Below are 13890 nucleotides of genomic sequence, written 5' to 3' on the forward strand. Positions count from 1 at the left end.
TCAATGTCACAACGTACCGTTCACCAGTCGCGCCGTATCGGCACCAACAGGTTGGCATACTATAGTATGTAATGCTGGGTTCGGATGTCCCGCCATTGCTGGCCAGGAAATGGTGAAGGGGTCAGTTCGACCCGGCGTTGCCCTCGGTCTGCGCGGCGGGCTGCGCGCTTTCCAGGACCGCCAAATACTCCAACAGCCGCTCCAGCGTCTCGGTCGGCATCCCGACGGATGGGACGTCGTTGCGCTTGGCGGCCTTCAGCGCGGTGCGAAGCAGGGTGCGGTCGATGTCGGTCAAGCCGGCCATGATGATGACGTGCGTGTGAAACGACGATGCGCAACCTGTATCATCAAGACACACAACCACGCCATGCCCAAACCGAAGGCAGGCGCACGAAACGGCGGACACGGACCGGCGCCCTCGGCCACAGCGAACAGAACCAAGAATCCGTCGCTCTCTGTCACATCCTGGTGACACGCAGCGCCATACTTTTGCCGTGACGCCGAAGAGTATAGGTATCCCTTTTCCCGGTTCGCCGGGGCAGCCGCTTTTTTGCCAACACGAGAATTCGAACGGTGATGCAGATTCCCTTCGCCTTCCGCTGCCGGATCGGCCGGCTCCTGGCAGTCCTGATGCTGTGCGGTGCGTTTGTAACGGGCGCCGTCGTTCCATCGGTCCTGGCCCAGTCCGCCGCTCCGGCGGCGGAAGCCGCGGCGGACTTCAAGACCAAGCTGCCGCAATGGCAGAACGCCTTGGAGCGGGCGGCCAACCGCATCGCCGGGGGCGATCTGGCGAACACCGAGTACGAGACGCTGCGTGCCGATCTGGCGAAGATCCAGCACGAGGTCCGGGAATCCGGTGCGGCGGCGGCGGCGGCCCGCGACACCGCCCAGCGCATGCTGGACGCGTTGGGTCCGCCGCCGGCCCAGGGCGCTCCGCCGGAGGAGGCGGGGATCGCCGCCGAGCGCAAGCGCCTGACTCAGACCATCGGCGAGGCGGAAGGGCGGACCAAGCAGACCGAGCTGATCGTCACGCGCGCCGACATCCTGCTGCGCACCGCCGCCGACCAGCGCATGACCCAGCTCACCGAGCAGATCGTCCGGCGCGGTCCCGTGCCTCTGCTGCCCGCCACTTGGGCCGCCCTGCCCGAGCAGACGGCCTATGTGCAGGAGCGCATGGCGCGGGCCTTCGGCATCGTGATGGGCGACGACGAGTGGCGCGGCCGCCTCTACGGTTTGGGCGCGCTCGCCGCCGTGCTGTTCCTGGTCGCCTGGCCGGTGCGCCGGGTCCTGCTGCGCCGCTACGGCCACCGCGACCTGGAGGAGCGGCCGAGCTACCGCCAGCGCGTGGTGGCGATGGCGGTCGAGGCGTTGGCCCGTTGCCTGGTGCCGCTGGTGCCGACGCTGGTGCTGAGCGGCGCCCTGGTCGGACTGCTGCGCGACGCCGCCGACGCCGGGCCGCTGACCGCGGTGGTGGTCGGGGTGTCGGGCGGCCTGACCGCCTATTTCCTGGTGACCGGCGTCGCCCGCGCCACCCTGGCGCCCGACCATCCGTCCTGGCAGCTCGCCAACCTCGACCCGGACAGCGCGCGGCGCCTGGTCCGCCGCGTCCCGCTCGTCATGATCGGGCTGGCGCTGGCCGGCACCGGCATCGCCCTGTCGGAGGGCATGTTCACCCCGCCGGAGCTGCGCTCGATCACCGGCTTCGGCACCATGGCGCTGATCGCCGTGTCGCTGCTGTTCCTCTACCCCGACCATCTCTGGCTCGCCGCCCCGCCGCCGGAGGCCGAGGCGACCGACGATTGTGGATGCCCGGAGCCGACGCCGGCCGCCGGACTGGACGTCACCCTGCCGCCGCCGGCCGCCACCCCCGCCGCGGCGGAGGTCGGGGAGGCGCCGCCCGCCCGTCCGCGGGTCGTCGGGCTGCGTCTGCGGCTGCTGATCGGCGCGGTGACACTCGCCTCGCTGGTCGCCGCGGGCGCCGGTTATCTGGTCGGTGCGATCTACGCCTCGAAGCTGATGCTGACCACGCTCATCATCGGCGGCGTCCTGCTGGTGGCGCGCGGCGTCCTGCGCGAGCTGCTCTGCGTCCTGCTGGAGCGCGGCAGCGGGCAGGTGGCCGAGGTGCGCGACATCGTGATCGCCACCGACCGCGGCCGGCGGATGCTGGGGCAGGCCGGGCGGACGGTGATCGACGGGCTGCTGCTGACCGTGGCGGCCTTCTTCCTGCTGCCGCTGACCGGCATGACCCTGTCGGAGATGAAGGGGCTGGCCGACGGCTTCCTCAGCGGCGTCACGGTGGGCGGCGTGCGCATCGCGCCGGGCGACATCATGTCGGCGCTGATGGTGCTGGGCGTCGTCGTCGCGGTGACCCGCTTCATCCAGCGCCAGCTCGACGAGCGCATCCTCGGCCGCGTCAACATGGACGACGGCGTTCGCAACTCCATCCGCATGGGCGTGGGCTATCTCGGCACCACCATGGCCGTGCTGATGTCGGTCGGCACGCTGGGGCTCGACCTGTCCAGCCTCGCCATGATCGCGTCGGCCTTGTCGGTCGGTATCGGTTTCGGCCTGCAGAACGTCGTCAGCAACTTCATCTCCGGCCTGATCATGCTGGTGGAGCGGCCGGTGAAGGTGGGCGACTGGGTGGTCGTCAACGGGCTGGAAGGCACCGTGCGCCGCATCAGCGTCCGCGCGACGGAGATCCAGACCTTCCAGCGCGCCTCCGTCATCATCCCGAACTCGGAATTCATCTCCAAGTCGGTGGTCAACTGGACGCTGAAGGACAAGACCACCCGCATCGAGATCAAGGTCCGCATCACCTACGACACCGACGCCCGGCAGGTCTACGCGCTGCTGCTGCGGATCGGCTACGGCCACGCCCAGGTGCTGCGCAACCCGGAGCCGGTTGTGATGTTCCGCGACTTCCTGCCGAGCGGGCCGGAGTTCGAGCTGCGCTGCTTCGTCGCCAACACCGATCACATCATCCCGGTGCGCAACGAGCTGCGCCTGCGCATCCTGGAGCAGTTCCGCGAGCAGGGTATCGAGATGCCCTTCGACCAGCAGACCGTCCACATGCCGAAGGTCGAGGCGATGCTGGAGCTTCTCCTGGCCGAACGCCGCGCCCAGGCCGGCGGCGTGCCGGAGCTTCAGGTTGTGGCTGACGGTGGCAAGGTCGTGCCGCTGGCCGACACCCTTACCGAGCGCGGGCCACGCACCGCCACGTGAGTCTCAGGGCAACGACTCCGCCGGCTTGCGGCGCCGCAGTTGGGTCACCTTGGGCGGCGGCGCGGCGGCGGGCAGGGGTTGCCAGCCGGCGATGGCACGCACGCAGCGCAGCGCCTCCGGGTTGTTGGCGAAGACCGGGAACAGCCGGCGCAACTCCACCACGGCGGACCACTCCCCACGGTCGTGGAAGGCCCGGCGGATCGTTTCGGCTTCGCTTTCGCTGACGGTGAACATGGCGTCAGAGTGCCTCTCGGACCGGTGGCGCGCAAGCCGTCTTGGCGCCGGGAGCAGCCCTTTGCCGTGGCCCGTAGACCCTGTCAAGGAAAGTTGTTCACAGGCGGTCATATCCTTCGCTTGACTCCCGTTGCGGGGCGGGGCAGCCGTTGGGAGAAGGGTGAGGAGGCGTAGGGTACGTGAAAAACCCTTGATTGGCGCGGTTTTCTAATGTGCCTAAAAATAAGGCATTTCTGCCGGACCCCTTGAGGGATCGTTGATCCCTTCGGTTACCCCTCGATTCGCCAACAGAGTTATCCACAGAATCTGGGGATATCCGAAATATTGACATATCAGTCAGGCCGGCCCTCTCAGATTGGGCGGCGGATCAGCCGCACGGCACCGACGCCGAGCAGCATGGTCAGCGCGCCGCCGAACAGGAACAGGGCGGGCAGCCCGACCTGATGGGCGACCGCCCCGTAGACCACCGGCCCGATCCCCTGGCCCAGGAAGAAGGAGGAGGCGAAGAGGGCGAGCGCCGACCCGCGGGCGGTCGCCGACAGCTCCGTCGCCTGGGTCTGCATGGTGTTGTGCAGCATGTAGAAGCCGAATCCGGCGACTAGGAACAGCAGCGACACCACCGGCCAGGGCACCGGGGCGAGCATCGCCAGATAGGCCCCGCCGGCCACCAGACCGCCGGCCCCCATCATCCCCCACTGGCCGAGCGAGGCGAGCAGGCGCCGCACGATGAAACTGTAGACGACTCCGCCGATGGCGAAGGCGGCCAGCGTCACCCCGGCCTCGAAGGCGCCCTCCGCCCCGTGGCGGGCCAGCATGGGGGCGACGAAGGGGAAGACGCCGAAGATCAGCAGCCCTTCTGCCGCCACCGTCGCGAAGACCCAGACTGACACTGGGTTGGCCAGGACGGAGGCGTAGCGCGCCCGCGCGTCGGCCACCGACAGGGGATGCCGCTCCTCCCGCTCGCCCTTCAGGAGCAGGGCGGCGGTCAGCGCGATCAGGCCGGTCACCACCGCCGCCAGGGCGAAGACGGTGCGCCAGCCCGCCACCTCCGACAGGGCGCCGGCCACGGCGGAGCCGGACATCTGGCCGAGGATCACCGCCAGCAGGAAGCGGCTGATGGCGAATTGCCGCTCCGTGTAGACCACCCGGTCGCCGATCAGCGCCATGGAGGCCGGGATGATCCCCCCGGCGAAGGCGCCGGCGAGCATCCGCGAGCCGAGAACGGTGTAGTAGCCGGGTGCCACCGCCGACAGCGCCACGCCGATGGTCAGGACGACCAGCGACAGCCGGATCAGCCGCGTCTTGCCGATGGCGTCGCCGACCGGCCCCAGGATGAGCTGCATCGCCGCGTAGGGCAGCGTGTAGGCGGAGGAGAGCAGGGCCGCCTCGGCCACGCCGATGCCGAGGTCCGACGCGATGACGGTCAGCATCGGGTCGGTGGTGCGCAGCGAAAAGGCACTCGCGAAACCGGCGAGGCCGAGCATCAGGATGAGAAGGCGCATGGGAGGCGTCGGCCGGTCTATGGTCTGGGGCGGGCGGGGGGACAACCCTAAAGCAGGTGCGGCCGTCCGACGCACGGCAAGATGGCCATGGCACCCATGCGCGTGCATGATCCGACAGGCCTCGACCGCCGTATAGAGCCACGCCGTAGAGACCAGCGCCGCCAACCGGGAGTCCGTGATGCCAACGATCCGCGATGCCGCCCAATCCGCTGCCGGGATTCTGTCCGCCGTCCTGATGCTGTCCGCACCCGGTGCGGCGGTGGCGGCCGACGCGCTTGACTGGGCTTCGCTGCCCCTGCCGGCCATCGACGGCGGCACGCTCGCGCCCGATGCCTTTCGGGGCAAGGCGGTGCTGCTGGTCAACACGGCGTCGCAATGCGGCTACACCGGCCAGTATGAGGGGCTGCAAAAGCTCTGGGCCGGGCGGCGCGACCGCGGGCTGGTCGTGCTGGGGGTGCCGAGCAACGAATTCGGTGGGCAGGAGCCCGGCAGCAACGCCCAGGTCGCGTCCTTCTGCGAACTCAACTACGGCGTCGATTTCCCTCTGATGGAGAAGCAGTCCATCACCGGACCGCAGGCCCACCCGCTTTACCGCTGGGCGGCGGCGGCCACCGGGCCGCAGGGCGTGCCGCGCTGGAACTTCCACAAGATCCTGATCGGCCGCGACGGGCGGCTGGTGGAGTGGTTCGGCAGCTCGGTCACACCGGAGTCCGCCACCCTGACCGCGGCCGTGGACAAGGCGCTGGCCCAGCCCTCTGCGAAGCCGTAAGCGCATGGGCGCGCTGTCCTTCGAGGACCGCCGGGCCTCGGTCGTCCGGCTGCTGTCCTACGGCGGGCTGGTCCCCTTCGTCGGCGGCACCGCGCTGGCCTGGATGGCGGAGGGCGACAGGCAGGCCGCCGTGGTTCGGGCGGTGGTCGTCTACGCGGTGTCGATCCTGTCCTTCATCGGCGCCATCCATTGGGGCCGCGTCCTCTCTGGACGAGAAGGGGCGGGTCGGGACGGCGGGACGAGCGGGCCGGCGTGGCTGGCCTGGGGAGTCGCGCCGTCGCTGCTGGGGTGGGGCGCCACCCTGCTGCCGTCCGGCCTGACGGTGCCGGCGCTGATCCTGTCCTTCCTGCTCGCCTGGGCGGTGGACCGCAGCGCAGCGGCGGACGGACGCTATCCCCGCTGGTTCGGCACGCTGCGGACCCGCCTGACCATCGTCGTCTGCCTGACGCTCGCCGCGCTCATCCCGCTGGCTGGGTGACCGCTTCGCGGTGGGGCACCAGCGCCGCGGCCCTCAGCAGCACCTCCGGCCCGGCGCCGGGCAGATGGGCGTTCTCGCTGATGTGGCGGCGCCACGCGCGGGCGCCGGGCAGGCCCTGGAACAGACCCAGCATGTGCCGGGTGATCGCCGACAGCGGCGCCCCCTGGCGCATCCGCTCCTCGGCGTAGGCCGCCATGGACTCGACCACCGCATAGCGGTCGGGGCCGGGTTCCCCGCCGAACAGGCGGCGGTCGGCGTCGGCCAGGATGTAGGGCGTCTCGTAGGCGGCGCGCCCGATCATCACGCTGTCCAGCGTGGCGAGATGCTCCGCCGCCTCGTCCAGGGTGCGGATGCCGCCGTTGATCGCGATGGTGAGCCGCGGATTCTCCTGCTTCAGCCGGTGCACGAGGTCGTAGCGCAGCGGCGGGATGTCCCGGTTCTCCTTGGGGCTGAGGCCCTTCAACCACGCCTTGCGGGCGTGCACGATGAAGTGGGTGCAGCCGGCGGCGGACACGGTGCGGACGAAATGGTCCAGCGTCGGCCATTCCTCCATCTCGTCGATGGCGATTCGCGACTTCACGGTGACGGGGATCGACACCGCCTCGCGCATGGCGCCGACCAGCCGGGCGACGAGGTCGGGCTCGGCCATCAGGCAGGCGCCGAAGCGGCCCGACTGCACGCGGTCGCTCGGGCAACCGACGTTCAGGTTGACCTCGTCATAGCCCCACTCCTCGGCGATGCGGGCGCAGGCCGCCAGCTCCGCCGGGTCCGACCCGCCGAGCTGAAGCGCTACCGGATGCTCCGCCGCGTCGTAGCCGAGCAGCCGCTCGCGGTCGCCGTGCAGCACGGCGCCGGTGGTGACCATCTCGGTGTAGAGCAGTGTGTTCTTGGACAGCAGGCGAAGGAAGCTCCGGCAATGGCGGTCCGTTAGCTCCATCATCGGGGCAACGCTGAGGGCAATGGCGGGCATGGGCAAGAACTGTCTGTGAATCGGGAACGGCGGCGCACCAATTGGACCAAGCCGGCCCGGATGGCAAGGGGGGAGAGGGCAGGTTACGCCCGTTGGCGCCCGCGGGCGGGCTTGCCGTGGGAGGAGCGGGTGCCGGACAGCACGGCCTTGACCTTGGCCAGATGGTGCCGCGCCTCGGCGCCGAGCTTCAGCGCCACGCCGGTGGACAGCACGTCGATGATCGCCAGATGGACGAGGCGGGAGGCCATCGGCGTGTAGATCTCCGCGTCCTCGACCGGGGTGTGGCCGATGGCGACCGACGACACCGTGGCCAGCGGCGAGTCGGGGGCGGTGATCGCGATGACCGGGATGCCCAGGTCACGGGCCATCTGCGCCAGCTCCGTCACCATAACGGTGCGCCCGGTGTTGGAGATCGCCAGCAGGACGCCCCGCGCCCCCAGATTGACCGCCAGCATGCGGACCATCATCGGGTCGGCGCTGGCCTGCGCCGTCATGCCGAAGCGCATGAACTTGTGCGCCGCGTCCTCCGCCACCACCGCCGAGGCGCCGGTGCCGATGCACAGGATGCTGGAGGCATCGGCCAGCAGCTCCACGGCGCGGGAAACCGCGGCCATGTCCAGCGCGCCGGCCGCGTCGTTCAGGGCGGCGGCGGCGGATGAAAAGATTTTTCGCGCGACGGTCGGAGTCTCGTCGTCCGGCGCCACGTCCTGACTGACGAAGGGGGTGCCGCGGGCCTGTCCCTCGGCCAGCCGCAGCTTGAAATCCGGAAAGCCGGCGCAGCCGATGCTGCGGCAGAAGCGGACGACGGTCGCCTCGCTGACCCCCGCGGCCTGGGCCAGCACGGTGATGCTCTGCCCCAGGACCTTTTGCGGCTCGACCAGCACCATCTCGGCGACCTGGGCTTCGGAACGCTTCAGCTCCGGCAGGCGGCCGCGGATGTGATCGAGGATGTTCACCGGCTGGAGCATCGAAACGGACCGTCCATCCCTAAAAGCGTTCTTGGTCCCGGCCTTCTCGGCTCCGGGCGTCGTTGGGCGGCGGGACCGTACCACCGCCGCCGCGAGCGGCATAGCGTGCCCTGGCTCGCGCGGCCGGGGCGTCGCGCCGCTTTCCCTGGGACCCAAGCTATGCGTGGGAGGGCGCCTTGTGAAGATAATTTTCGTCGCTATGCCGATCGTTTGGCGGTTTTGGTGCCGTTATGAAGAAAATCTTCTTCACTCGGTTGCGGGACTCCTCTATTTTCCGACACAGAAAATTCAAGGTCCCGGCAAGAGACCCCGGCAAGAGACCAAATGGGAGGAACCCCCGACCCGCCGCCCGGCCCCGCTGCCGGCGCGCCGCGCCGCCCGTTCCCTTCCGTGCCGTCCCCTTCCCGCGCCGTCTCCTGCCGCCGCCCTTTCCGCTTGGGTGAGCCCCGCCGCGAGGCGGGCCGAGGAGTGTGCATGAAGCGCATGGTGGAAGCGCTGGAGATGGTCACCGAATGGATCATGGCGCTGATGCTCGCCGTGATGGTGGCGCTGGTCTTCGGCAACGTGGTTCTGCGGTACGGTTTCAACAGCGGCATCGTCGCCGCCGAAGAGCTGGCCCGCCTGATGTTCGTCTGGCTGGTCTTCCTGGGCGCCACCCTGGCGCTGCGCCGCCACCAGCATCTCGGGCTGGACATCCTCCAGTCGCGCCTGCCGGTCCGCGTCCGCCGGGCCTGCGCGGTGGTCAGCCACCTGCTGATGATCTACGCGCTGTGGCTGTTCATCGAGGGGAGCTGGTTCCAGCTTCTGATCGGGATGGAGACGCGCTCCACGGTGCTCAGCTTCCCCATGGCCTTCTACGCCGCCGCGGGTTTCTTCCCGGCGATCGCCATGGCGCTGACGATCCTCGCCAACCTCTGGAAAATCCTGTCGGGCGACGCGGCGGCGCACATCCCCGGCAACGGCGACCCCCACGGCGCCACCGCCCCGCAGGGCGGCGCCATCGCCGAGCATTGATTCCGTCCGGCCTTCTGAAAGCGGAGCCCGTTCCATGGCCCTTGCGGTCTTCCTCTCCTCGCTGTTCGGCCTGATGCTGCTCGGCATGCCCATCGCCTTCGCCCTGATGCTGACGGGCGTGGCGCTGATGGTGCATCTCGACTTCTTCGACGCCCAGCTCGTCGCCCAGAACATGCTGAGCGGCGCCGACAACTACCCGCTGATGGCGGTGCCCTTCTTCATCCTGGCCGGCGAACTGATGAACGCCGGCGGCATCTCGCAGCGGATCATCAACCTCGCGGTCAGCCTCGTCGGGCACATCCGCGGCGGCCTGGGCTATGTGACCATCGGCGCGTCGGTGATGCTGGCCAGCCTGTCCGGCTCGGCCATCGCCGACACGGCGGCGCTCGCCACGCTGCTGATCCCGATGATGCGCGACAACGGCTACCCGGTGCCGCGCTCCGCCGGCCTGATCGCGTCGGGCGGCATCATCGCCCCGATCATCCCGCCCAGCATGCCCTTCATCATCTTCGGCGTGACCACCAACACCTCGATCAGCGGCCTGTTCATGGCCGGCATCGTGCCCGGCCTGCTGATGGGCGCCGGTCTGGTCATCACCTGGATGTTCGTCGTGCGCGGCATGACCGTGAAGCTGCAGCCCAAGGCGAGCTGGGGCAAGCGCCGCACCGCGCTGGTCGAGGGCGTCTGGGCGCTGGCCCTGCCGGTCATCATCATCGGCGGCCTGCGCGGCGGCATCTTCACCCCGACCGAGGCCGCGGTGGTCGCCGCCGTCTACTCGCTGGTCGTGGCGCTGTTCGTCTACCGGCAGGTGACGCTGAAGGACCTGGTCCCGCTGCTGGTCCAGGCCGCGCGCACCACCAGCACGGTGATGTTCCTGTGCGCGGCGGCGCTGGTGTCGTCCTACATGGTGACGCTGGCCGACCTGCCGCAGCAGATGAACGAGATGCTGGCCCCTCTGCTGCACGAGCCGAAGCTTCTGATGGTCGCCATCACGCTGCTGCTGCTGGCCGTCGGCACGGTGATGGACCTGACGCCGACGATCCTGGTGCTCGGCCCCGTGCTGACCCCGCTGGCCGCGGCGGCGGGCATCGACCCGACCTATTTCGGCGTGATGTTCGTCCTGACCGGCACTCTGGGCCTGATCCATCCGCCGGTCTGCACGGTGCTGAACGTGGTGTGCGGCGTCGCCCGCATCTCGCTGGAAAGCGCCACGCGCGGCATCTGGCCGTTCCTGCTGACCTATCTGCTTCTGCTGAGCCTGCTGATCGCCGTTCCGGAGATCGTCACGGCCCCGCTGACTCTGTTCCGCCATTAATCACAACACGCTACAGGGAAGAACCGATCCATGAAGCTGCTCCGTTCCGTTCTTCTGGCGACCGGCCTCGCCGCCGCCATCCTCGCCCCCGCCGCCGCCATCCTCGCCCCCGTCGCCGCCTCCGCCCAGGACATCAAGCCGCGCCTGATCCGCTTCGGCTACGGCCTGTCGGAGAGCAGCAACCAGGGCCGCGCCGTGAAGTTCTTCGTCGAGGAGATGTCCAAGCGTTCCGGCGGCAAGCTGAAGGTCAAGGGCTTCGCCGACGCCAGCCTGGGCAGCGACATCCAGATGCAGAACGCCCTGATCGGCGGCGCGCAGGAGATGATGGTCGGCTCGACCGCCACGCTGGTCGGCATCGTCAAGGACTTCGCCGTCTTCGACCTGCCGTTCCTGTTCAACAACGAGCAGGAGGCCGACGCCGTGTTCGACGGCCCGTTCGGCCAGAAGCTGGCGGCCAAGCTGAACGACAAGGGCCTCGTCGGCCTCGTCTACTGGGAGAACGGCTTCCGCAACCTGACCAACAGCAAGCGCCCGGTCGAGAAGGTCGAGGACCTGAAGGGCATCAAGCTGCGCGTCATGCAGAACCCGGTCTACATCGACATGTTCAACGGCTTCGGCGCCAACGCCGTGCCGCTGTCCTTCTCCGAGCTGTTCACCGCCATGGAGACGGGCACGGTGGACGGCCAGGAGAACCCGGTCACCACCATCCAGTCCTCGAAGTTCTACGAAGTCCAGAAGTACCTGACCATTTCCAAGCACGTCTACAGCCCGTGGATCGTCCTGGCCTCCAAGCGCTGGTACGACGGCCTGTCCAACGACGAGCGCAAGATCATCAACGAGGCTGCGGTCGCCTCGCGCGACTTCGAGCGCAAGGACAGCCGCGAAGCGTCGAAGCAGAGCATCGCCTACCTGAAGGACAAGGGCATGCAGATCAACGAGCTGAGCGACGCCGAGCTGGGCCGCATGCGCGAGATGGTCAAGCCGGCCATGGACAAGTTCGCCGCCGACGGCGGCGCCGACCTGCTGAACGAGCTGCAGGGCGAGATCAACAAGGTCCGCAAGTAAGGTCTCGGGTTCCCTCTCCCGCCCACGGCGGGAGAGGGCTTTCCACCTTTTACTTCACCCGCTCACCCGTGAACGGGTTCCAGCCCACGGCGGCCAGCGCCGTCCAGGCCGTCACCGCCAAGTGGGGGCGGCGGTAATAGCGGAAATCGTCCGTGGTGCTGTCCGGCCCGATGGCGAGGCCGGTGGTGATGCTGTCCTCGCGCGTCGCCCAGACATGGCCGCCGCGGCTGACCTCCTTGCCGACCTCGGCCAGAAGCCGCTGCGCCTCGTCGGACCGTCCCAGCAGGCGGTAGACCAGCGCGGCCTGCGCCGTGCCCTCCACCCACATGCCGTCGCGGTCGTCGTTGAAGTCGAAACCGCCGTCGACCCCGTGGGCCTTCTCCGCATAATCCAGCGCCGCCCGCCAGGATTCCGGCGCGCCGCGCAGCAGCAGCGGCCAGAGCTGGGCGTCCAGACCGGACGTGGCCCGGTTGACCGTCACCCCGTCCGGCGCCGTGCCGGTGGGGAAATGCCCGCCGCCGTCCGCCCACATGCGGTCGAGGAAACCGCGCGCCGCCTTCTCCGGCCCGGCCCAGTCGCCGCCCCCTTCCCTGGGGGTGCCGCTGCGCTCCAGCCAGCCGAACAGGGCGACGAGGTCGGTGTTGTGCTCCGTCGCCTTCCAGGTCAGGGCCTGCGGCTTGTCGTCGAAGCCCTGGACGCCGCCGTTGAAGCCGCCCGGCCCGCGCGGGTCGGCGGTGTTGGCCACCACCCAGCGCGCCAACTCCGCGGCGCCGTTGCGGAAGCGCTCCTCGCCGGTCGCCTCGCCCAGGGTCATCAGGGCCAGCCCCGCCCAGGCGACGTTGCCGGTGGCGGAGCCGACCTGATAGGCGTCCTCGAACCAGCGGTTGGCGGTGACGTCCCACCAGCCGTTGGGCGGGATCGGTTTTTGGCTCTGCGCGCCGGCGCGGTAGGTGTTGCGCAGCCTCCCCTGGCGCCGCGCCCGGTCCAGCGTGGCGGCGGAGAGCAGCGACTCGCCGATGCGCAGCGCCGGCTCCGTCTTGCCGCAGGCGACCAGGGCGATGACGGCCAGCGCGTTGTCGTAGGTGAAGGCGGCCTCGCGCAGCGGCAGCTCCGACGTCTGGCCGACGCCGAAGCTGCTGTCGTAGCTGCGCAGGAACACCGGGCCGGAGCCGGGGATTTCCGCCACCCGCGACTCCAGCGTGCCGCAGGTCTTCCCGGCCAGCGCCGCGGCGCCGTCCTCGGCTCTGGCTGAATTGGACACCGCCAGGGTGCCGAGACCGGCGGCGAGCAGCCACGCGGCCAGACGGCTTTTTCGCTTCATCAAAGACACTCCCCCTCCGGTCCCGGCGCCGCTCAGCCTTCGAAGGCGCGGACGGACTGGCGCTGCTCGCCCAGCCCCTCGACGCCCAGGCGCATGGTCTGGCCGGGCTGGAGCCAAGGATGGTTCGGCCCGCGGCCCATCGCCACGCCCTGCGGCGTGCCGGTGGCGATGACGTCGCCCGGCAGCAGAGTCATGAAGCGGCTGATGTAGGATACGATCTCGGCCACGCCGAAGATCATGTCGGCGGTCGTGCTGTCCTGCATCGGCTGGCCGTCCACCTCCAGCCACAGGCGCAGCGCCTGCGGGTCGGGCACCTCGTCGCGGGTGACCATCCAGGGACCGATCGGGCAGAAGCTGTCGGCGCTCTTGCCCTTCACCCACTGGCCGGTGCTCTCGGTCTGGAAGGCGCGCTCCGACACGTCGTTGAGGACGCAATAGCCGGCGATGTGGTCGAAGGCGTCGGCCTGATCGACGTAGCGGGCGGTGCGGCCGATGACGATGCCGAGTTCGACCTCCCAGTCGAGCTTGGTGGCGCCGCGCGGCATCTGGACCGGGTCGTTGGGGCCGCAGATGGCGGTGGTCGCCTTCATGAACAGCACCGGCTCCGCCGGCTCGGGCAGGCCGGATTCGGCGGCGTGGGCGCGGTAATTGAGCCCGACGCAGACCACCTTGGACACGCCGGTGACGCAGGGGCCGAGCCGGGTCCCGTCTGGCACCTGGGCCAGCCGGTCGGTGTCGAGCGTCCGGAGATGGGCCAGACCGTCCTCGGTCAGCGTGGCCGGGCCGATGTCCGACACCACGCCCGACAGGTCGCGGATCACGCCGTTGCGGTCCAGAAGGCCCGGACGCTCATGGCCCGGCGGGCCGAATCGCAGAAGTTTCATCAGGCTAAACCCTTCCCGTTCCCGAAGGTTGAGCCGCGCCTCTCCTCCGGTGAGTGCTGTCCGGTTCCGGCCGAAGCCGGAAAGGGGCTGTTCCGTCGCGGTCCGGTCTGGTGTACCCTTTTTTCAGCCCATGGGGAAACCAGAC

The 13890-nt window shown here is 69.4% G+C and carries 13 protein-coding genes; 6 read left to right on the plus strand and 7 right to left on the minus strand.

The genetic code is table 11. The features are described 5' to 3' along the window. Positions 1–121: 121 nt before the first annotated feature. Positions 122–304 (minus strand): hypothetical protein, encoded by a 183-nt coding sequence (locus tag AMK58_RS16370; protein ID WP_035676452.1) that lies wholly within the window; start codon positions 302–304, stop codon positions 122–124. 272 nt (positions 305–576) lie between these two features. On the opposite strand from AMK58_RS16370, the gene AMK58_RS16375 reads away from it, so the two are divergent. Continuing rightward, positions 577–3225, plus strand: coding sequence for a DUF3772 domain-containing protein (locus AMK58_RS16375; RefSeq protein ID WP_059399192.1), 2649 nt, complete (start codon positions 577–579; stop codon positions 3223–3225). A gap of 3 nt (positions 3226–3228) precedes the next feature. Here the strand turns inward: AMK58_RS16375 and AMK58_RS16380 are convergent, their stop codons facing one another. Then, positions 3229–3459, minus strand: a complete 231-nt coding sequence (locus AMK58_RS16380; protein WP_035676445.1) for a hypothetical protein — start codon at positions 3457–3459, stop codon at positions 3229–3231. A gap of 350 nt (positions 3460–3809) precedes the next feature. Further along, complete coding sequence (locus AMK58_RS16385; protein ID WP_035676443.1) at positions 3810–4961, minus strand: MFS transporter; 1152 nt, start codon at positions 4959–4961, stop codon at positions 3810–3812. A 178-nt stretch (positions 4962–5139) separates the two neighbouring features. Between AMK58_RS16385 and AMK58_RS16390 the strand changes: the two genes are divergently transcribed. Next, positions 5140–5730, plus strand: coding sequence for a glutathione peroxidase (locus tag AMK58_RS16390; protein WP_035676441.1), 591 nt, complete (start codon positions 5140–5142; stop codon positions 5728–5730). 4 nt (positions 5731–5734) lie between these two features. Next, positions 5735–6208, plus strand: coding sequence for a DUF3429 domain-containing protein (locus AMK58_RS16395; RefSeq protein WP_059399193.1), 474 nt, complete (start codon positions 5735–5737; stop codon positions 6206–6208). Here the strand turns inward: AMK58_RS16395 and dusA are convergent. Both dusA and hexR read right to left on the minus strand, forming a co-directional pair. After that, a complete protein-coding gene (gene dusA / locus AMK58_RS16400; protein ID WP_035676440.1) occupies positions 6189–7178 on the minus strand; it encodes a tRNA dihydrouridine(20/20a) synthase DusA in 990 nt (329 codons plus the stop codon). The genes AMK58_RS16395 and dusA overlap by 20 nt on opposite strands. An 83-nt stretch (positions 7179–7261) precedes the next feature. Beyond that, the gene (hexR, locus tag AMK58_RS16405) at positions 7262–8146 is read right to left on the minus strand and encodes a transcriptional regulator HexR (protein WP_035676439.1); all 885 of its coding nucleotides are present in this window, start codon (positions 8144–8146) and stop codon (positions 7262–7264) included. Between the two features lie 474 nt (positions 8147–8620). On the opposite strand from hexR, the gene AMK58_RS16410 reads away from it, so the two are divergent. From AMK58_RS16410 to AMK58_RS16420, 3 genes are read left to right on the plus strand one after another with little or no spacing between them, the layout of a single operon-like run. After that, entirely contained in the window at positions 8621–9160 is a 540-nt protein-coding gene (locus AMK58_RS16410) for a TRAP transporter small permease (RefSeq protein WP_035676437.1), read from the plus strand. Positions 9161–9194: 34 nt separating this feature from the next. Then, positions 9195–10475: a TRAP transporter large permease gene (locus AMK58_RS16415; protein WP_035676435.1), complete on the plus strand. Its 1281-nt coding sequence runs from the start codon at positions 9195–9197 to the stop codon at positions 10473–10475. A 30-nt stretch (positions 10476–10505) separates the two neighbouring features. Beyond that, positions 10506–11540, plus strand: a complete 1035-nt coding sequence (locus tag AMK58_RS16420) for a TRAP transporter substrate-binding protein (RefSeq protein ID WP_059399194.1) — start codon at positions 10506–10508, stop codon at positions 11538–11540. A 49-nt stretch (positions 11541–11589) separates the two neighbouring features. Here AMK58_RS16420 and AMK58_RS16425 read toward each other — a convergent pair whose 3' ends face one another. Then, positions 11590–12861: a PH domain-containing protein gene (locus AMK58_RS16425; RefSeq protein ID WP_035676430.1), complete on the minus strand. Its 1272-nt coding sequence runs from the start codon at positions 12859–12861 to the stop codon at positions 11590–11592. A 32-nt stretch (positions 12862–12893) separates the two neighbouring features. Then, a complete protein-coding gene (locus tag AMK58_RS16430; RefSeq protein ID WP_059399195.1) occupies positions 12894–13745 on the minus strand; it encodes a fumarylacetoacetate hydrolase family protein in 852 nt (283 codons plus the stop codon). Positions 13746–13890: the final 145 nt, after the last annotated feature.

The organism is Azospirillum brasilense (assembly GCF_001315015.1).
GTDB lineage: Bacteria > Pseudomonadota > Alphaproteobacteria > Azospirillales > Azospirillaceae > Azospirillum > Azospirillum brasilense.

Bases quoted from the DNA above. Each gene is read 5' to 3' on its own strand.
- hexR (WP_035676439.1), bottom strand. From the start codon at position 8,146: ATGCTCCAGCCGGTGAACATCCTCGATCACATCCGCGGCCGCCTGCCG.
- AMK58_RS16380 (WP_035676445.1), bottom strand. From the start codon at position 3,459: ATGTTCACCGTCAGCGAAAGCGAAGCCGAAACGATCCGCCGGGCCTTC.
- AMK58_RS16390 (WP_035676441.1), top strand. From the start codon at position 5,140: ATGCCAACGATCCGCGATGCCGCCCAATCCGCTGCCGGGATTCTGTCC.
- AMK58_RS16395 (WP_059399193.1), top strand. From the start codon at position 5,735: ATGGGCGCGCTGTCCTTCGAGGACCGCCGGGCCTCGGTCGTCCGGCTG.
- AMK58_RS16370 (WP_035676452.1), bottom strand. From the start codon at position 304: ATGGCCGGCTTGACCGACATCGACCGCACCCTGCTTCGCACCGCGCTG.
- dusA (WP_035676440.1), bottom strand. From the start codon at position 7,178: ATGCCCGCCATTGCCCTCAGCGTTGCCCCGATGATGGAGCTAACGGAC.
- AMK58_RS16420 (WP_059399194.1), top strand. From the start codon at position 10,506: ATGAAGCTGCTCCGTTCCGTTCTTCTGGCGACCGGCCTCGCCGCCGCC.
- AMK58_RS16410 (WP_035676437.1), top strand. From the start codon at position 8,621: ATGAAGCGCATGGTGGAAGCGCTGGAGATGGTCACCGAATGGATCATG.
- AMK58_RS16375 (WP_059399192.1), top strand. From the start codon at position 577: ATGCAGATTCCCTTCGCCTTCCGCTGCCGGATCGGCCGGCTCCTGGCA.
- AMK58_RS16425 (WP_035676430.1), bottom strand. From the start codon at position 12,861: ATGAAGCGAAAAAGCCGTCTGGCCGCGTGGCTGCTCGCCGCCGGTCTC.
- AMK58_RS16430 (WP_059399195.1), bottom strand. From the start codon at position 13,745: ATGAAACTTCTGCGATTCGGCCCGCCGGGCCATGAGCGTCCGGGCCTT.
- AMK58_RS16415 (WP_035676435.1), top strand. From the start codon at position 9,195: ATGGCCCTTGCGGTCTTCCTCTCCTCGCTGTTCGGCCTGATGCTGCTC.
- AMK58_RS16385 (WP_035676443.1), bottom strand. From the start codon at position 4,961: ATGCGCCTTCTCATCCTGATGCTCGGCCTCGCCGGTTTCGCGAGTGCC.